Source organism: Mesorhizobium sp. Cs1299R1N3, assembly GCF_037179625.1.
GTDB lineage: Bacteria > Pseudomonadota > Alphaproteobacteria > Rhizobiales > Rhizobiaceae > Mesorhizobium > Mesorhizobium salmacidum.
The window spans coordinates 125,869-144,377 of sequence record NZ_JAPYKQ010000004.1 but is presented as its reverse complement, the minus strand read 5'-3'; the positions used below and the strand labels follow the sequence as shown (position 1 = coordinate 144,377).

General features: G+C 66.0%; 16 protein-coding genes. 8 read left to right on the top strand and 8 right to left on the bottom strand.

Annotated features, from left to right (window positions below; all coding sequences use genetic code 11):
* Positions 1 to 67 precede the first annotated feature (67 nt).
* The 7 genes from murQ (at position 68) to O7B34_RS11810 (ending at position 8,614) form a co-directional block, all read left to right on the top strand.
* A complete protein-coding gene (gene murQ / locus O7B34_RS11840; protein ID WP_337146246.1) occupies positions 68 to 991 on the top strand; it encodes an N-acetylmuramic acid 6-phosphate etherase in 924 nt (307 codons plus the stop codon).
* Between the two features lie 192 nt (positions 992 to 1,183).
* On the top strand, positions 1,184 to 2,695 hold the full coding sequence (locus O7B34_RS11835) for an ABC transporter substrate-binding protein (protein ID WP_337146245.1): 1,512 nt from the start codon (positions 1,184 to 1,186) through the stop codon (positions 2,693 to 2,695).
* A gap of 37 nt (positions 2,696 to 2,732) precedes the next feature.
* The gene (locus tag O7B34_RS11830) at positions 2,733 to 3,692 is read left to right on the top strand and encodes an ABC transporter permease (protein WP_337146244.1); all 960 of its coding nucleotides are present in this window, start codon (positions 2,733 to 2,735) and stop codon (positions 3,690 to 3,692) included.
* Entirely contained in the window at positions 3,692 to 4,531 is an 840-nt protein-coding gene (locus O7B34_RS11825) for an ABC transporter permease (RefSeq protein WP_337146243.1), read from the top strand. The genes O7B34_RS11830 and O7B34_RS11825 overlap by 1 nt, the downstream gene beginning before the upstream one ends.
* The gene (locus tag O7B34_RS11820; RefSeq protein ID WP_337146242.1) at positions 4,528 to 6,276 is read left to right on the top strand and encodes an ABC transporter ATP-binding protein; all 1,749 of its coding nucleotides are present in this window, start codon (positions 4,528 to 4,530) and stop codon (positions 6,274 to 6,276) included. The genes O7B34_RS11825 and O7B34_RS11820 overlap by 4 nt, the downstream gene beginning before the upstream one ends.
* A gap of 208 nt (positions 6,277 to 6,484) precedes the next feature.
* Positions 6,485 to 7,489 carry a serine hydrolase domain-containing protein gene (locus O7B34_RS11815; protein ID WP_337146241.1) on the top strand — a complete coding sequence of 335 codons (1,005 nt, stop codon included), beginning with the start codon at positions 6,485 to 6,487 and terminating at the stop codon, positions 7,487 to 7,489.
* A gap of 9 nt (positions 7,490 to 7,498) precedes the next feature.
* Positions 7,499 to 8,614 (top strand): anhydro-N-acetylmuramic acid kinase, encoded by a 1,116-nt coding sequence (locus O7B34_RS11810; RefSeq protein ID WP_337146240.1) that lies wholly within the window; start codon positions 7,499 to 7,501, stop codon positions 8,612 to 8,614.
* Here the strand turns inward: O7B34_RS11810 and O7B34_RS11805 are convergent, their stop codons facing one another.
* Genes O7B34_RS11805 through O7B34_RS11795 form a run of 3 tightly spaced genes read right to left on the bottom strand, consistent with a single transcriptional unit; the run spans position 8,615 to position 12,245 of the window.
* Complete coding sequence (locus tag O7B34_RS11805) at positions 8,615 to 9,043, bottom strand: GNAT family N-acetyltransferase (protein WP_337146239.1); 429 nt, start codon at positions 9,041 to 9,043, stop codon at positions 8,615 to 8,617.
* On the bottom strand, positions 9,040 to 10,428 hold the full coding sequence (locus O7B34_RS11800; protein ID WP_337146238.1) for a sigma-54-dependent transcriptional regulator: 1,389 nt from the start codon (positions 10,426 to 10,428) through the stop codon (positions 9,040 to 9,042). The genes O7B34_RS11805 and O7B34_RS11800 overlap by 4 nt, the downstream gene beginning before the upstream one ends.
* Positions 10,425 to 12,245, bottom strand: a complete 1,821-nt coding sequence (locus tag O7B34_RS11795; protein WP_337146415.1) for a sensor histidine kinase — start codon at positions 12,243 to 12,245, stop codon at positions 10,425 to 10,427. The genes O7B34_RS11800 and O7B34_RS11795 overlap by 4 nt, the downstream gene beginning before the upstream one ends.
* A gap of 305 nt (positions 12,246 to 12,550) precedes the next feature.
* Between O7B34_RS11795 and O7B34_RS11790 the strand changes: the two genes are divergently transcribed.
* A complete protein-coding gene (locus O7B34_RS11790) occupies positions 12,551 to 13,879 on the top strand; it encodes a dicarboxylate/amino acid:cation symporter (protein ID WP_337146237.1) in 1,329 nt (442 codons plus the stop codon).
* A 166-nt stretch (positions 13,880 to 14,045) separates the two neighbouring features.
* On the opposite strand, the gene O7B34_RS11785 is transcribed toward O7B34_RS11790, so the two are convergent.
* From O7B34_RS11785 to O7B34_RS11765, 5 genes are read right to left on the bottom strand one after another with little or no spacing between them, the layout of a single operon-like run.
* The gene (locus O7B34_RS11785; RefSeq protein WP_337146236.1) at positions 14,046 to 15,068 is read right to left on the bottom strand and encodes an ROK family protein; all 1,023 of its coding nucleotides are present in this window, start codon (positions 15,066 to 15,068) and stop codon (positions 14,046 to 14,048) included.
* Entirely contained in the window at positions 15,065 to 15,787 is a 723-nt protein-coding gene (locus O7B34_RS11780) for a ribulose-phosphate 3-epimerase (protein WP_337146235.1), read from the bottom strand. The genes O7B34_RS11785 and O7B34_RS11780 overlap by 4 nt, the downstream gene beginning before the upstream one ends.
* A complete protein-coding gene (locus tag O7B34_RS11775) occupies positions 15,784 to 16,614 on the bottom strand; it encodes an alpha/beta fold hydrolase (protein WP_337146234.1) in 831 nt (276 codons plus the stop codon). Before O7B34_RS11775 ends, O7B34_RS11780 begins: the two co-directional genes overlap by 4 nt.
* A complete protein-coding gene (locus O7B34_RS11770) occupies positions 16,614 to 17,432 on the bottom strand; it encodes a sugar phosphate isomerase/epimerase family protein (protein ID WP_337146233.1) in 819 nt (272 codons plus the stop codon). Before O7B34_RS11770 ends, O7B34_RS11775 begins: the two co-directional genes overlap by 1 nt.
* On the bottom strand, positions 17,432 to 18,508 hold the full coding sequence (locus tag O7B34_RS11765) for a Gfo/Idh/MocA family protein (RefSeq protein ID WP_337146232.1): 1,077 nt from the start codon (positions 18,506 to 18,508) through the stop codon (positions 17,432 to 17,434). The genes O7B34_RS11770 and O7B34_RS11765 overlap by 1 nt, the downstream gene beginning before the upstream one ends.
* Position 18,509 lies beyond the last annotated feature (1 nt).

Sequence of the window (18,509 nt, the reverse complement as noted above, 5' to 3'; positions counted from 1 at the left end):
ACGGTCTGCACCGGTTGCCGGGTCGAGCCATGCCGGACCGCGCAGCAGAATGTTTGAAAGCATTGGGATGACTGAGCAACGGTTGATGTCTGAGCTGGACCGGCTGGTTTCCGAAGGCCGGAATCCGAAGACCGTCGACATCGACCTGATGCCGACCATCGACGTGCTGCGCAGGATCAATGACGAGGACAGGCTTGTCCCCGCGGCCGTCGAAAAGGTGCTGCCGGAAATCGCCGCCGCGGTGGACCGCATCGTGCGTGCCTTCCAGAAAGGAGCGCGCCTTGTCTATATCGGCGCCGGCACCAGCGGCAGGCTCGGGGTTCTCGATGCTTCGGAGTGCCCGCCCACGTTCGGCGTGCCCGAAGGCATGGTGGTCGGCCTGATTGCCGGGGGGTCCGACGCCCTGGTGCGCTCAACGGAAGGCGCCGAGGATGACCCGAAGATGGGCGCCAAGGCCTTGCAGGACATCACGCTCGTACCTGACGACGTGGTGGTCGGCATCGCGGTCAGCGGGCGCACGCCCTATGTGATCGGCGGGCTGACCTATGCCAAGCAGATCGGCGCGACGACCGTCGCGCTGTCCTGCAATCCGGCATCGGCCATTGCCGGCATCGCCGATGTCGCCATCTCGCCGGTCGTCGGTCCCGAAGTGCTCACCGGCTCGACGCGGCTGAAATCGGGAACAGCACAGAAGCTGGTGCTCAACATGCTGACCACGGCTTCGATGATCCGCATCGGCAAGAGCTACCAGAACCTGATGGTCGACCTGAACCCGTCGAACAGGAAGCTGGTCGCCCGGGCGATCAGGATCGTCATGCAGACGACCGGCTGCACCGCGCAGCAGGCGCGGCAGGCGCTCGACCGGACCGGCAATGACGTCAAGCTGGCGATCCTGGTGACCATCACCGGCCTCGACGTCGAAGCGGCGCGGGCTGCTTTGGCCAAGGCCGGAGGGTTCCTGCGAAAGGCGATCAGCGACGAAGCGGCCTGAGGCCGCTTTAGACAAGACGGCTGAGGCCGCTTTGGACAAGACGGCTGAGGCCGCTTTAGACAAGACGGCTGAAGCCGCTTTAGACAAGACGGCGTCAAGCCGCATAGACTGGGCCGATACTCCAAAGCATGTGTGCCTTGGAAGCGGCCCGCGGAAACTGCAAGGCATCGAGTTCAATAATGGGAGACGAGAATGGTTCATCTTACAGGAAGGCTGCTTTCGGGCATCACCCTTGCCGCGATGCTCGGCATCGCCACGGTTTCGGCGCAGGCGGCGACGCTGCACATGGCCTGGTCGCAGGACGCCACCGGGCTTGATCCGCACAAGCAGACGGCGTTCTCGTCGCTTCGGCTTTTGGAGCTCATCTACGAGCCGCTGGTGCGGCTCGACGCCAGCCTGCAGATCATCCCCGCCATCGCCACCTCCTGGGAATTCTCGAAGGACGGCAAGGAACTGACCTTCAAGCTCGATCCCAAGGCGAAATTCCAGGACGGCACGGCGGTGACCTCCGCCGACGTCAAGGCGTCGTTCGAGCGCATCCTCGACGAGAAGACGGGTGCCGCCGCCCGCGCCAACTTCCTGTCGATCGCCAGCATCGACACGCCTGATGCGGCGACCGTTGTGTTCCACCTCTCGCAGCCCGACGCGCCGATCCTGACGGCGATGAGCGACGTCAACGCGGCCATCGTTCCGGCGGCTGAAATCAAGGCCGGTTCGATCGGCACCAAGACGGTCGGTTCCGGCCCGTTCAAGCTCGACAAGTGGGACCCCAACGCCAAGGAAGTCCTGAGCGCCAACAAGGACTGGGCCGGCGGCGCGACCGGCGTCGACGGCATCGAGATCAGCGTGCTGCCGGATGAGGCGGCGATCCTCGCCGCCATGCGCACCAGGCAGATCGATTTCGCGCTGCTCAACGATCCGCTCGTCGCCACGCTGGTGCCGAAAGAAGCCAACCTGCAATTGAACCGTGTACCGGTGCTTGCCTACAACGTGCTGCAGCTCAACCCATCGCGCAAGCCGATGACCGAGCTCAAGGTGCGCCAGGCGATCTCCTGCGCCATCGACCGGCAGGAGGTGCTGGACACCGCCGCGCTGGGCGAAGGCAAGGTCACCGGACCGCTGACCATCCCGGCGCTGGCGACCGATCCGAGCCAGTTGTTCTGCTATAAGCGCGATGTCGAAAAGGCCAAGAAGCTGATGGCCGAGGCCGGCTTTGCCGACGGCTTTTCGGCGACCGTGATCGGCGCCACCGGCGAGCCGCCGACGGCGGCGGCGGAAGCCCAGGTCATCCAGTCGCAGCTCGCCGAAATCGGCGTCAAGCTCGACATCAAGATGATGGAGCTCAACGTCTATGTCGACGCGTGGCTGAAGGGCGATTTCGACATGGCGATCGCGCTCAATGGCGGCCGCGCCGACCCCTACACCATGTACAACCGCTACTGGACCAAGGCCGGCAATCTGCAGAAGGTGGCGAACTACATCGACGATACACTGGACAGCCAGATGCAGCAGGGCCGCGCCGAGACCGACCCGGCCAAACGCAAGGCGATCTTCGCCGCGTTCGAGAAGCACCTCGCCGAGGTATCGCCGTGGATCTGGCTCTACACCTCCTACAGCTACACGGCCCAGCAGAAAAACATCGCCGGCTTCGTGCCGACGCCGACCGGCACGCTGTTCAGCCTGAGCAAGGTGACCATCCAATAGCGCCGAATTCGGCAACGGGACGAGAGGTCTTCCTGGCGTGAACTATCTCTTGCGACGGCTGGCGACGTTTCCTCTCGTCCTGCTTGGCGTATCCATCCTGGTCTTCGTCGCGATCCGGATGGTGCCTGGCGATTCGATCACGGCGATGCTGGGCACCGAGGCCGGCCTGCTGACGCCGGCACAACGGGATTCGCTCGCCGCCTATTTCGGTATCGACCAACCCTGGTTCGTTCAATACTGGCGCTGGATCGGCGGCATCCTGCACGGCAATTTCGGCATCTCCGTCACCTATGGCAGGCCGGTTCTCGAGGTCATCCTCGAGCGTTTTCCGCTGACGCTGGAGCTGGCAGTGCTGTCAATGATCATCGCGCTTCTCGTCGGCATGCCGGCCGGCATCTACGCCGCCACGCACAACGAAAAACCGTCCGACCTTGGGGTGCGCATCGTCGCCATGATCGGCCAGTCGACGCCGAGTTTCGTGCTTGGCCTCTTGATCATCTACACGCTGTCGGCCGGCTTCGGCGTGCTGCCGGCGATGGGCGAATTCGCACCGCTCTGGCGGGATCCCTTGCGCAATCTCAGCCAGCTGATCCTGCCCGCCATCACGCTCGGCTTCGCCTTCGCGGCGTCGGTCACCCGCATCGCGCGCTCGGCGATGCTGGACGTGTTGAGCGACGATTATGTGCGTACGGCGCGCAGCAAGGGCGCTTCGGCGCGCAGTGTCATCTGGCGGCACGCTTTGCCCAATGCGCTGATCCCGGTGGTGACGCTGAGCGGCATAGAGTTCGGCTACCTCCTGGGCGGCGCCGTCATCGTCGAGCAAATCTATGCCCTGCCCGGCCTCGGACGCATGGTGCTCGATGCCATCCTGCAGCGCGACTACGCGCTGGTGCAGGGCAGCGTGCTGTTCATCGCCTTCAACTTCATGATCGTCAATCTCCTGGTCGACCTCGCCTATGTCGCGCTCGATCCGCGCATCCGGCTGGGGGAACAGTGATGCGGATCCTGCGTGCCATCTTCGGTCATGGCAGCGGCCGCATCGGCGGCGTCATCGTGTCCGTCTATCTGCTGCTCGCCATCCTTGGCCTGCTGGGGCTGACGCCGCACAATCCGATCACGCAGTACCGCATCGACCGACTGCATGCACCCAGCGCCGCCTACTGGATGGGCACCGACCTGTTCGGCCGCGACGTCGCCAGCCGCCTGATGGCGGGCATCGGCCAGTCCTTTACGGTCGCCTTCTTCTCGGTGGCGTTCGCGTCCCTTGCCGGAACGGTCCTGGGGCTGGCCGCCGCCTGGCTCGGGCGCCGCTGGGACGGCGTGGTGATGCGGATCATGGACGTGCTGCTGGCCTTCCCGGCGATCCTTCTGGCGCTGCTCATCGTCACCGTCGCCGGGCCGGGCACATGGACCAGCGTTGTCGCCATCGGCATCGTCTACACGCCGATCTTCACGCGGGTGGTGCGCGGCCCTGCCCTATCGCTCAAGACACGCGAATTCGTCGACGCCGCGCGCACCTTCGGCAGCAGTTCGAGCTATATCGTCACGCGCCACCTGCTGCTCAACCTCGTGGCGCCGCTGACCGTGCAGGTGACGCTGGCGCTGGCCTGGGCGCTGCTCACCGAAGCCGGCTTGAGCTTTCTCGGCCTTGGCACGCAGCCGCCCGCCGCGTCCCTCGGCCTGATGCTGAGCGACAGCCGCAATTTGATGGAGACGGCACCCTGGCTGCTGATCTTCCCAGGCCTGGCGATCATGATCAGCATTCTGGGCTTCAACCTTTTGGGCGACGCCTTGCGCGACATCCTCGACCCGAGGATGCGGAGTGCGTTGGCATGACCCCGCTGCTGTCGGTCTCGGACCTGCGCGTCGGCTTCGGCCGCAATCCGAAAGCCAATGAGGTCGTGCGCGGCGTCGGTTTCGATATCGCCGACGGCGAGACGCTGGCCATTGTCGGCGAAAGCGGCTCGGGCAAGTCGGTGACGGCGCTGTCGATCAACCGGCTTGTCGATTTCGGCGGCGGCCGCATCACCGGCGGTTCCCTGAAGTTGAAGCGGGTCGATGGGACCGTCTTCGAGTTGGCAGCCGCGACTGAACCGCAACTGACCGGCATTCGCGGTGCCGAGATCGGCATGATCTTCCAGGAGCCGATGACCTCGCTCAACCCGGTGCTGACCATTGGCACCCAGATCGAGGAATCGTTCCGCCTGCATCGCGGGCTGACAGGCCGGCAAGCCACGGCGGCAGCCAGGGACGCGCTCGACCGCGTGCGCATTCCCGATGCGGCGCGACGGCTGAAATACACACCCAACCAGTTGTCCGGCGGCATGCTGCAGCGGGTGATGATCGCGATTGCCCTCGCCTGCAACCCCCGCCTGCTGATCGCCGACGAGCCGACGACGGCGCTCGACGTCACCGTGCAGGCGCAGATCATGGCGCTGCTGGCCGAGCTGAAGCGCGAAAGCGGCATGTCGATGATCTTCATCACCCACGATATCGGCCTGGTTGCCGGCATCGCCGACAAGGTGATGGTGATGCAGAACGGCCAGGCCGTCGAACAGGGCGAACTGAACCAGATCCTCGACCGCCCGCAGCATCCTTACACGCAGCATCTGCTGCAGGACGTGCCGCATTTCGCCAGCGGCCGGGCGACACGCGCGGACGGGCAGCGCGACAAGGCCGCGAACACGCAACCGGCCTTGAAGGTCGATGGGCTCGTGGTTCGGTTTCCGCTCAAGAGCAGCTTCTTCAGCCGCGCGACCGGCGCGGTGCATGCCGTCGACGGTGTCGATTTCGATCTGATGCAAGGCGAGACGCTGGCCATCGTTGGCGAGAGCGGCTCGGGTAAATCCACCACCGCGAAGGCGGTGCTGGGACTGGTGCGGTCGACGCGCGGCAGCTTCTCGGTCGGCACGCAAACGGCCACGGCGGAGCGCAGCGCCAAACCCGTTCAGATGGTGTTCCAGAACCCTTACGCCTCGCTCAACCCGAGGCTGGCCATCGAAAGCATCCTGGGCGAACCGGTGATCGCCACCGGTGGGCGGGTGGATGCCCAAACCCGGGCCAGAATGGCCGGCCTGCTCGAACGCGTCGGCCTGCCCAAGAACAGCCTTGAGCGCTATCCGCACGAATTCTCCGGCGGCCAGCGGCAAAGACTGTGCATCGCCCGCGCGCTGATGCTCAACCCGTCCGTCGTGGTTCTCGACGAAGCGGTGTCGGCGCTCGATGTCTCGGTGCAGGCCAAAGTGCTGGAGCTGCTGCTCGACCTGCAGCGCGAATATGCGCTGGCCTATCTGTTCATCTCGCACGACATGGCCGTGGTCGAGCGGATCGCGCACCGCATCGCGGTCATCTATGCCGGCCAGATCGTCGAGATCGGCGACGCGCGGTCCGTGCTGTCGAAGCCGAGGCATTCCTATACGAAGAAGCTGATCGCCGCCGTTCCGACCATCGACCGGCGGCACGAGCATTTCGAGATCGACACGCGCCAGGTGCCGTCGCTGGTCAGGCCGCAGGGGTTTGAGCCGGCTCCGGCGAAATGGGAGCGGTTTGGAGGAGATCATATGGCGAGGGTGGAGGCTTAGAGATGTTTGCGGGACAGCGCCCCCCTCTGCCCTACCGGGCATCTCCCCCTCTAGGGGGGAGATTGGCAGCTCGTGCGCGGCGCCAGCCATCGGACGTTGGAGATTGGCGAAGGCCGATGCAACATCCGATCTCCCCCCTAGAGGGGGAGATGTCCGGCAGGACAGAGGGGGGCGCCGTAGGGCGCTACCTCTCCGAAGGAGGCCAGCATTGACCGACCTCACCCAGGTCTTCGATCGTGCATTCCAGCCACTCGCAACGGCAGTCACCGCCAGACGTATCCCTGGCGGCGTGCTCGGCATTGTCAGCCGCGATGGCGACCGTATCGTCCGCGCAATCGGCTCGGCGCAGCTCGTGCCTAAGCCGCGGGCGATGCGGGAAGACACCTGGTTCGACCTGGCGTCGCTGACCAAGGTGATCTTCACCACGCCGCGCATCCTGGCGCTGGCGCAGGACGGCATCATCGATCTCGACGCGCCGCTGATCTCGGTGCTTCCCGACCTTCGCCAGTATGACGCGAACGCCTGGGAGCGGAAGGTGACCTTCCGCCAGTGCCTCGGCCACCAGACGCCCTTCCCCGCAGTCGAGCCGATCTACACCTATGGACGCGATCCCGAGCTGCTGCGCGCCTTCATCCTGCAGCGGGAATGGCGGGCGCGCGACCCGGTTTATTCCGACATCAACTTCATCCTGCTCGGCTTTGCGCTGGAGCGGCTGTCGGGCAAGAGCATTCGCGCCATGGAGCCCGGCCCGGGCTTTGCCTGGTCCACGGAACCCGATGCCGCCGCGGCGACCGAGGATTGCACCTGGCGCCACCGCGTGCTGTCCGGCGAGGTGCACGACGACAATTGCTCGGCGTTGCAGGGCGCTGGTCACGCCGGCCTGTTCGGTACGGCCGCTTCGGTGCTCGATTTCGCCCAGGGACTGCTGGACGGAACGGGCGCATCCGAACAATCGATCGCGCTGATGCGCGAGCCCTTGTCGGCCACCCGCACCCATGGTTGGGAACGACCTCACGAAGGCTGGTCCGGGGGTGCGTTATGCAGTCCGGGAACGATCGGCCATACCGGCTTTACCGGCACGGGACTGTGGATAGACTTCGACAAGGGCAAGGCGTGGACCTTGCTCACCAACCGCATCCATCCGACACGCCATTTCGACAGCGGCATCGTCTCGCTGCGGCAAGCGGTCGGCGATCTCATCAACAGGGGCTAGGGATAGACCATGGAACCAATCTGGGCCGTCGGCCTGATGACCGGCACCGTGCTTGACGGCAACATCGATGTCGCCCTGATCAAGACCGATGGCGAGCGGATCGAGGATTTCGGCACCTACCGTCTGATGCCCTATTCCCCGTCGATCCGCTCCTTGCTGGAGGAGACGCTGACGGCGGCCAGGGCCTGGAATTTTGTCGGGCCGGAACCGGCGATCTTCAGCAAGGCGGAAGAGGCGCTGACGCGTGCGCAGTCGGCGGCGGTGAAGGAACTCGTCGAAGGGTACGGCATGACGATGGCCGATATCGGCGTCGTCGGCTTTCACGGCCAGACCGTGCTGCATCGCGCGCCGCAGGTCGGACGGCTCGGCCAGACCCGCCAGCTTGGCGACGGCGAGTTGATGCATGAGATCCTCGGCACCAAGGTCGCCTATGATTTCCGTTCGGCCGACATGCGCGCCGGCGGGCAAGGCGCGCCGCTGGCAGCCGCCTATCACACTGCGCTGATGCGCAGCGCCGGCGCCAGTGGCGAGGTGGCCGTGCTCAATCTCGGCGGCGTCGCCAACATCACCTGGTGGGACGGCGCCGACAATGTCATCGCCTTCGACACTGGCCCCGCCAATGCGCCGCTCAACGATTTCATCAAGTCGAAAGGGCTAGGCGAAATGGACCGCGACGGCGCGCTGGGCCGCGCGGGCAAGGTGGACGAAGCCCGGCTCGCCAAGCTGCTGCAGCATCCTTATCTGACCAAGGCCTATCCAAAATCGCTCGACCGTTTCGACTTCGGCGCGGCCATGGCCGACGGCCTGAGCGCCGAGGATGGCGCGGCGCTGCTCACCGCGTTTACCGCCGCCGCCGTCGGCAAGGCGCTCGACCTTCTGCCAAGCCGGCCGAAGAAGCTGGTGGTCAGCGGCGGCGGCCGCCACAACCCGACGATGATGGCCATGCTCGCCAGCCGCGCCGGCGTCGAGGTGGTGCTGGCCGAAAGCCTCGGCTGGAGCGGCGACGCGGTGGAGGCGGAGTGCTTTGCCTTCCTCGCGGTGCGCGTGCTGCGCGGCCTGCCGATCAGTTTCCCGAGCACGACCGGCGCACCGCAACCGATGCGCGGCGGAAAGCTGGCTGGCTGATCACGCGGGCGACAGATTCTTCCGCAGGAAAATTCGGCTGCGGCCGACCGGGAAATCGGCCAGCGTCCCAAAAGGTTGATAACCTTGCCGCTGATAGACCTTGGCGGCGTTGGGATTGAAAGTGTCGATCCAGGCATTTTGGCAGCCGCGCGCCACGGCTTCGCGTTCGGCTGCGTCCAGCATCTGGCCTGCCATATGCTGGCCGCGCAGCCTTTCGTCGACCCACAGCCACTGCACGTAGAGCCAGCCCCAGGCGGTGTAGCCCGAGATGCCGGCGACGACAGCACCATCCTCGTCGCGCACGAACACGGCCAGCGCCTTCCTTTCGGACACGCCGACATCGCCGTCGTTGAACGCCGTCAGCCGTTCACTGAGAAAGGCGAGTTCTTCCGGCAGGGGATTTGCCGTCGTTTCAAGTGTCGTGTTCATGGCTCTTTCCGGATTGCGCGGTTGGGAGCGTCGAGAGGGCGGAAGTCGGATGCGGCAATGCCGTAACGCTTGAGCTTGTCGTAGAACGTCTTGCGCGGCACGCCGAGCGCGTCGATGGCGCCGCGCACGTCGCCGCCATGATCGCGCAGCGCGTCGCGGATGAGCTGCGCCTCGTACTGCCCGACCCGCTCGGGCAGTGCGGCGGCCGGCTCCGGCAATCGTGCGGGCAAGGACTCCGCTTCGTCCTCAGGCCCAAGTCCGAGCGCGACGCGATCGGCGAAATGGGCGAGCTCGCGCACGTTGCCCGGCCAGTCGTGCGACTGGAGATGATGGCTCACGGCGGCGTTCACCCTGGCGACAGGGCGGCCAAACCGCTCCGCCGCCTTGCCGAGGAAATGGCCGAACAGCATCGCGATATCGCCGCGCCGCTCGCGCAGCGGTGGTATGCGCAGCGTCACCACGTTGAGGCGGAAATAGAGGTCCTCGCGGAAATCACCGCGCTGGTCGGGCCGGCCGAGGTCGACCTTGGTCGCGGCGACGACCCTGAGATCGAGGCGCCGCGTCTCGTTCGAGCCGAGCGGGGTGAGGCTGCGCGTCTCCAGCACCCGCAAGAGCTTGACCTGCAACGCCGGCGCCATGGATTCGATCTCGTCGAGGAACAGCGTGCCGCCGCTGGAGTGCTCTATCCGGCCGATCCGCCGCCGCTGCGCGCCGGTGAATGCGCCGGCCTCATGGCCGAAGAGCTCGCTTTCGATGACGGTTTCGGGCAGAGCGCCGCAGTTCAGCGCCACGAAGGGCTTTGCGCGGCGCCGGCCCCACCGGTGCAGGAGGTCGGCCACGACTTCCTTGCCGGTTCCCGTCTCACCTTCCACCAGCACGTCGACATCCATGTCGGCGATCTGGCGCAAGGTTTCACGCAGTCGGCGGATGGCGGGCGCCTCGCCGATCAGCGGCATGCCGTCGGCGGCAAGTGCCGCGGCTTCGCGCAGCCGCCGGTTTTCCATCACCAGCCGCCGCTTCTCCGATGCCCGCTTCAGGGCCTCGACCAAGCGCTCCCCCGCATAGGGTTTCGGGATGAAATCATAGACGCCGTCCTTGAGCGCGGCGACGGCAAGATCGACATCGCCATGCCCGGTGACCAGGATCACCGGCAAGTCGGGGTCAACAGCCTTGACGCGGTCGAAGAGCTGCAGACCGTTCATGCCGGGCATACGGATATCGCTGACGACCACACCATCGAAATCCGTGTCGACGACACCAAGCGCTGCCTCGGCGGCGTCGAGCGCGATCACCGTGAAGCCGGCAAGTTCGAGCAGTTGCGTGGTGGCGTGAAGCAGGTCCGCATCGTCGTCGACGAGCGCCACCAGCCCTGATCCCTGCGTCATTCGATCCGCCTCAAGTCGATGGTGAAGGATGCGCCGCTGACCGTGTCGGGGTCGAGCCGCAGCGTGCCGCCCAATTCCTGGGCGATCTCCTGCGAGATCACCAGGCCGAGGCCAAGCCCCTTTTCCTTGGTGGTCTGGAACGGCATGAACAGATTGCCGGCGGCTTCCGGCCCGAGGCCGGGACCATTGTCGCGCACCGAAATCAGCACCCTGTCGCCACGTTCGGCGAGGTCGATCTCGATGCGGGGATCGGGCCGGTCCTTCACGGCGTCCAGCGCATTCTGCAACAGGTTGACGAGGATCTGCTCCAGCCGGATGCGGCTTGCCATCACCAATGGCGATGCGGTACCGCGCGGCCTGACGATGGTGACGCCGGAATCGCGGATGCGGCCGGACAGAAGCGACAGCGCACCCTCGATCGCCTCGCGCACCGGCAAAGGCGATGCAGCAGTGCCGGGCCGGCGGGCAAAAGTGCGTAGCGTGCCGGTGATGGCGCCGATGCGTTCGGTCATCGACACGATCGAGGTCAGATTGCCGCTCGCCGGTTCGGTCTTGCCGACCTCGAGAAAGCGGCCGGCATTCTCCGCATAGGTGCGGATTGCGGCGACAGGCTGGTTGATCTCATGCGCCACGCCGGCGGCGATCTGGCCGAGGATGGAGAGCCGGTTGGCCTGGGCGAGATCGTCGCGCAGCCGGCGGACCTTGGCCTCGGCGTTTTCGCGCTCGGCGATTTCGCCGGCAAGGGCGGTGTTCGATCGCGTCAATTCGGCGGTCCGGGTGCTGACGCGGCTCTCGAGTTCGGCATTCATGCGCGCCAGCGCCTCCTGCCGCAGCCGGCGTGTGCGACGGCGCCGGGTGAACACATAGGCAAGCAGCCCCATCAGCAGCAGCCCGAGCAGTGTCGTCAGGCGCGCCGTGTTGGCGGCGGAGGCCAGGGCGGCATCGGCGGGCGTCAGCAGCCACAGGCGCCAGCCGGGGACGGCACCGGGCAAGTCCTGCACCACCTCGACGAACCGGCGCGATTTTCCGGCTTCGTCGATTGTCGCCAGACCGTCACCGGCGCCACGCCGTATCGGCAGCGGCTCGAAGGCGGCGTCGACCAGTTGAAGTTGGTCATGCGCCGCGGCGGCGTCCGCGGCGGAGAGCGGCGCCAGCGCATGGAAGCGCCAATCGGGCTGGCTGGTGGCCAGAACGACGCCGCGCTCGTCGGTGACGAAAACGCGAAAGCCGCTCGCCCGCCAATTGGCTTCGACACCGCCGAGTTCGACCTTCAGAACCGCGACGCCAAGCGGTTTGCCAGCATCGTCGACACGGCCGGCGAGGTAGAGACCCGGCTTGCCGCTGATCGTGCCGAGGCCATACTGGCTGGCCGCGCCGTTGGCCATCGCATCGGTGAAATAGTGACGAAAATTATAGTCGATGCCGACAAAGCTGTCCGGCTGGCCGGCATTGCTGGCTGATATCGCCATGCCCGCCGTGTCGATGACATAGATGGCCGAGGCCGATGCATCGCCGGCTATGGCCTTCAGCTTGGCGTCGAGAGCTGTTTCCTCGACCTTTCCGGCGCGGCGCAGCGCATCGCGCACCGCATCGTCGCGCGCCAGCACCAGCGGCACGAGACGCTGCTTTTCGATTTCGCCGGTCAGGGTTCCGGCCGCCAGCGGCAAGGCGGCCAGTGCCCCGTCGCGCAAGTTGCCGGCGGCCTGATCCTCGGCGATGCGCCCGGCAACGGCGACTGCTCCCACCAGCACCGCGAGCGCGATCGCCGCAAGCAGCCAACGGCCGCCGCGCAGGCGCACTACCGCTTCGCGCAACAGGTCGCGGGCGGCAAAGCCTGGGGCTTCGCTATCGATGCGCTGTCGCGGCGTCGGCCCTCTCCCTTCCCTGCACGGCTACGGCCCCAGTCTAATGCGAAATTCCGCCAGGGCAAACAAGACCTGTGCGGAAATCCGCACAGGTCTCCGTCGACAGCGGGGCAGGAACGGCTGAAACCCGGGGATTTCGGCCTATCCGCCATCTGGCACAGCGCTTGCAAAAGTCCTTGCAGCGGCGGGCGACCGGAACGCCGCGATGGGAGAAGTCACGCAGGGCGGGTTCCGTCCATCCGGCCAGGGAGAGTTCGATGCATATCGCAGACCAATCCGCCGCGCGCCCCGCGCAGCGCAAGCCCCTCTATGCCCAGCTCTACGTGCAGGTGCTCGTAGCGATCACCGTCGGGATCCTGCTCGGCCATTACTATCCGTCGATCGGCGAGAGCATGAAGCCGCTCGGCGATGCCTTCATCAAGCTGGTCAAGATGATCATCGCCCCGGTCATCTTCCTGACGGTCGCAACCGGCATCGCCGGCATGAGCGACCTGCAGAAGGTCGGCCGCGTCGCCGGCAAGGCGATGCTCTACTTCCTCACCTTCTCGACGCTTGCGCTCATAATCGGCCTTGTCGTGGCCAATGTCGTGCAGCCGGGCGCCGGCTTCAACATCGACCCGGCAACGCTCGACGCCTCGACCGTGAACACTTACGCCGCCAAGGCACATGACCAGTCGGTCACCGGCTTCCTGATGAACATCATCCCCGGCACGATCGTCGGCGCCTTCGCCGACGGCGACATCCTGCAGGTGCTGTTCTTCTCGGTTCTGTTCGGCATCGCGCTGGCGCTGGTCGGCGACAAGGGCACACCGGTGCTCAACTTCCTGCAGGCGCTGATGGCGCCGATGTTCAAGCTGGTCGGCGTGCTGATGAAGGCAGCGCCGATCGGCGCGTTCGGCGCGATGGCCTTCACCATCGGCAAATACGGCATCGGCTCGGTCATCAACCTCGCCATGCTGGTCGGAACCTTCTACGCGACCTCGTTCCTGTTCGTCTTCGTCGTGCTCGGTGCGGTCTGCCGCTACAACGGCTTCTCGATCCTGTCCCTGATCCGCTACATCAAGGAAGAGCTCCTCCTGGTGCTGGGCACATCGTCGTCGGAAGCCGCACTGCCCTCGCTGATGGAGAAGATGGAAAAAGCCGGCGCCAAGCGCTCGGTGGTCGGGCTGGTCATCCCGACCGGCTATTCCTTCAATCTCGATGGCACCAACATCTACATGACGCTTGCCGCCCTGTTCATCGCCCAGGCGACGAACATCCATCTGTCGATATCAGACCAGATCCTGCTTCTGCTGGTCGCCATGCTCTCCTCGAAAGGTGCCGCCGGCATCACCGGGGCGGGCTTCATCACCTTGGCCGCGACGCTTTCGGTGGTTCCCTCGGTGCCGGTCGCCGGCATGGCGCTGATCCTTGGCGTCGACCGCTTCATGTCGGAATGCCGGGCGCTGACCAACTTCGTCGGCAATGCGGTGGCGACGCTGGTCGTCGCGCGCTGGGAGGGCGAACTCGATGAAGCCAAGCTGGCCAGGGCATTGGCTGGTACGGCCGACGACAGCCTGCCGGCGGACATCGTTCCCGCCGAGTAATTCGCCATTCCGTGAAAGGACGATGGCCGCAAGCACTCGGCTTGCGGCCATCGGCTTATGTCCGTGATGTCAGACGGCTCTGCCCAGTGGCGAGCCGCCATTGGCGCCGAAGAAATGGCAGCGCGACGGATCGATCTGCATCGCGATCAGGCCGCGCAGCTTGAGCTCAGCCATTGAAGTCCCTCCTCGTGTCCGGATATGTGCTTGGGCCGACCGGCATGGGAGCCGCCAACGTGCCCAAATCGTCGAACAGGACAAGGCTGGCGGCACCAACCAGCCCGGCGTGGCGGCCGAGCTGGGCCTGGACGACCGGCACGTCGCGATAAGCGCGCATGGCGCGCTGCCGGATGGTCGCCCCGATGACGGGCGCCATCAGGTCGAGGCCATTGGCGATGCCGCCGCCGACGACCAGCACGTCGGGCGAATAGAGATGCAAGAGATTGGTGAAGCCGACGCCAAGCCAGCGGGCCTCCTCCTCGAGCAGGGCCAGAGCGAGATCGTCCTGCAGCCTGGCTGCCTCGACCACATGGCGGCCGGTGACCTCGGCGTTGGCCGACAGGCGGCGCAGTGTCGAGCCGTCCAGGGGCGACGTCGCGGCATCGGCGCGGCGGCCGAGCGCGGTGCCCGAGGCAATGGCCTCGAAGCAGCCGACGACGCCGCAGACGCAGCGCTCGCCCTCGTTGGTGATGGTCATATGGCCGATCTCGGCGGCAAGACCGCGGCGACCGTGCAGGATACGCCCGTCGGCAACGACGCCGCCGCCGATTCCGGTCGAGACGGTGACGAAGACCAGCGAGCGAGCGCCGTGGCCGGCGCCGAAACGCCATTCGCCAAGTGCGGCCGCATTGGCGTCGTTCTCCAGCCGCACCGGCAGGCCGAGCCGCCGCTCGAGGATGTCGGCCAGCGGCACGTCCTGCCAGCCGGCCAGCGTCGGCGGTCCGACGGCGATGCCGGCCAGCGGGTCGAGCGGGCCCGGCGCGCCGACGCCGACGCCGAGGATCGACAGCCCCGGCGCCTCGGCATGGACGGTCGCGGCCAGCGCCTCGATCTGGCCGATCACTGCATCGGGGCCCGCCTGCGCCTGCGTCGGCACCACCGCGAAGGCCAGTATCTTGCCGTCACGGTCAACCAGGGCGGCACGAAGCTCGCTGCCGCCAAGGTCGATCGCGAGAGCGGCTTCGATGCTCATGCCGCGACCTTCAAACCGTGCAGCCAGCCGATGCGGCCGGCGAGATCCTTGTCGCCGAAAGCGAGCGAACCGAGCACCACGGTCTCGGCGCCTGCCGCGCGAAGCCGCGGCACGGTTTCGTGGCGGATGCCGCCATCGGCGGCGAGCACCACAGCCGCCTCGCGGCCGGCGTTCCGCAGGATAGCGCGGGCCTCGCCCAGCCTGTCGCAGGCTTTCTCCGACAGGCCCTGGCCCTTGACCCCGATCGCGGTGCCGAGAAGCGTGACGAAAGCCACCTCGGAAACGAAAGGCGTCACCGCCTCGACCGGCGTTTCCAGCCTCAACACGACGCCGGCTTCGGCGCCGAGTGCACGCGCCAGCCGCACCGCGCGCAGACCTGCTTCGCCATTCTCGGCATGGACGCTGATCATGTCCGCGCCGGCCTCGATGAACTGACGCGTCTGTTCTTCGACGATTGCCCCATCGACCATCAGATGGACGTGAATGGGCCTGGCCGTCAGTTTGGCAATGCGGGCGACGAGATCGGGGAAGAACAGGAAGGACGGCGCGAAATGGCCGTCCGCGACATCGATGTGGTGCAGATCGACATAGGGTTCGATGCGCTTCAAGTCGCTCTCGAAATTGGCGAGATTGGCAGACCACGATGAGAATTCGGCGATCAGACGGTCGCGCGGCAATGCGGCGATGGCGGCCGGGCCTGACAAGAGTTTCGAGATCATGACTGGTCCTGGTTGTTGAAATTTCTGTCGAGAAACCCATCGATGGCGGCACGGATTTCGGCGAAATGGCTGTTCTTGTCGAGAGCCTTCGGCGTTACCTCGACAAACGCGGCGCCGGGAATGGTCTCAGCCAGTTCGCGGGCGGTCGCCAAGGGATGGACGAGATCGATGCCGCAACCGATGACGAGCGTCGGGATTGCGAGGCCGGCGGCTTCGGCCCGCGCCACACCAGGCCCATCATTGGCGATCGACTGCATTACCTCGGCGAAGACGGTTGCATTCTCGCGCTCGAAGAAGCCGAGCAACGAAGCGAGATTGTCCGGGGCCTCGCTGCGAAAGCGGGTCGCCGTCGCGGAGGACGCGAAGGCATCGCGCGCCTCGTCCAGCGGAAGCCGGTCGATGAGTTCCGCCACTTCGACGTAAGGCTGCATGTTTTGAGGCGCCGCGTCGAAAGCCCAGGCCGGACGCACCAGCACGAGGCCAGAGACGCGCTCGGGATGCCGAGCCGCCAGGTGCAGTGCAACGGCGGCGCCCATCGAGATGCCGCCGGCGACAAAGCGCTCCATTCCCGCCGCATCGGCGGCAGCCAGCACATCTTCGGCGAACATCGCGATCGAGAACGGACGCTCGCTGCCGGCACTGGCGCCGCCTTGCGCACGGCATTCGACGGTCAGCCGCCGGCGCGACGGGCCGTCGGGAAAGTTCTGCGCCACCTGGGCGGCATCGCCGCCGAGGCCATGCTGGAAGACGATGGGAAGGCCCTGCCCCGTGTCGAAGACACGGAGCACTGCATCGCCGCGCAGCATGATCGTCGGCGCGACACCCATCAGAGCAGCCTTCGCAGGAAGATTGCGACGCCAGGAGCTTCGTCGGCGGACAAGCCGTGCGTGACGAGCGCGCCATCGAAACCCACGCCCTTCAAGCGCGCGACGAAGTCCGGGAAGTCGACGACGCCCTGGCCTGACGTGGCGAAGCGGCCGTCGGCGAAACGGTCCTTGGCGTGCGCCATGGCGATGTGGCCGGCGGCCTCATCGATCGCTGCGGCGACGATGACGCGCGCTTCGTCCGGTGTCGCATGCTCGAACAGGTTGGCGGGGTCCAGCACGATCTTCAGGTGCTTCGAACCCATGTCGGCGATCAGGCGCATCGCATCCCCGGCCGAGGTGACGATGTTGGCCTGCTCGGGCTCGATGCCGAGATCGACGCCGGCGTTCTCGGCCAGCGCCAGCGCCTTTTCCATTTCGGCGGCCATGTCGGACCAGGCGGACGGATCAGCATTGCCGGAGTGATAAGCCCACTGGTCGGCGGCATTGCGCGAGCCGGTGCAGAGCGTCACCAGCGGGATATCCAAAGCAGCGGCCGTCTGGATGACGACGCCAAGCCGCCTCAGCCCATCGTCGCGCACAGCCTTGTCGGGATGCGCCATGTTGTAGGTGCCCGACAGCGCGGCCAGCGAAACGCCTGACGATCGCGCGGCGGCGCGGATGGCGGCGACGGCATCCGCCGGCACGACGTCCGGCATCGACGGCAGGCCGGCGCAGGCGAGATTGAACTGCGTCGCCTCGTATCCGGCCTGCTTGACCGTGGCCAAGACGGCGGCCGGATCGGTGCCCGGAAAAGTCTTGGCGAAGATGCCGAGGCGCATCAGACGGCACCCGAAACCGAGGCAAGTTCAACCCGTTCGCCAATCTCGACAGAACGGGCAATCGCCACCATGGCGCGGATCGAGGCGATGCCGTCCTCGACATTGGCGCCGCGCATCGGCGCGCCGTTCAGAACCGTGTCGGCAAGGCCCTCGAGCTGGCGACGGAAGAAATGGCCGTCGGCGCCGAGCGGTTTTCGCGAGGTCGCGTCCTTCTCGTGGAAGATGTCGACCTCGCTGGCGCGGAAATACCAGGGGTTGAACGTCTTGGCGATGACCGAGCCATTCTCGCCATAGAGCTGAAACCCTTCGTGCCAGTCCATGCGCACGGCGACGGTCAGATCGAGATGGCCGAGCGTACCGCTGGCGAATTCGGTTTCGACAAACCAGCAATAGGCGCCGAAGCGCTCGTTGAGGCGGGCGCGCACGGCAACGATCTCGCCGCAGAGGAAGCGCGCCGTGTCGACGAGATGCGAGCCGTGGGCCAGCATGAAATACTGCCTGAGATCAGCCTTCGGATTGCCCGCAGGCTTCTTCGCCAGCTTGCTGGTGACGGGCAGCGGCTGCACCGCATCGGTGTTGGTGTAGCGATGGGTGGAATCGCAATACCAGGCCTTCAGCGCCAGCACCTCGCCGATCTCGTCGCGGACGAAGTCGCGCACGGCCTCCAGCGCCGGGTCGAAACGCTTCATGTGCCCGACCTGCAGCACCTTGCCGGCGCGCTTGACCGCCTCCGCCAGGGCCTCGCCTTCCTCGATCGAAGTGCCGATCGGCTTTTCGCAGAGAACATGCTTGCCGGCATCGAGCGCCTTGATCGACATCGGCACGTGATAGGCATCCGACGTGGCGACGATGACCGCTTCCAGTTCGGGATCGGCGAGCATGGCGTCATAATCGGCATACATTTTCTGCGGTTCATAGGTGGCACCCATGCGGGCGAGCAGATCGGGTGCCGCGTCGCAGATGGCGTAGAGGTCGGCATTGCCGGCCTTGACGCAGGATTCCAGATGCGCGAACTGCGCGATCGGGCCGCAGCCGAGCACGCCGACCCTGAGGCGTCTGTCCTGTTTCTTGATCATC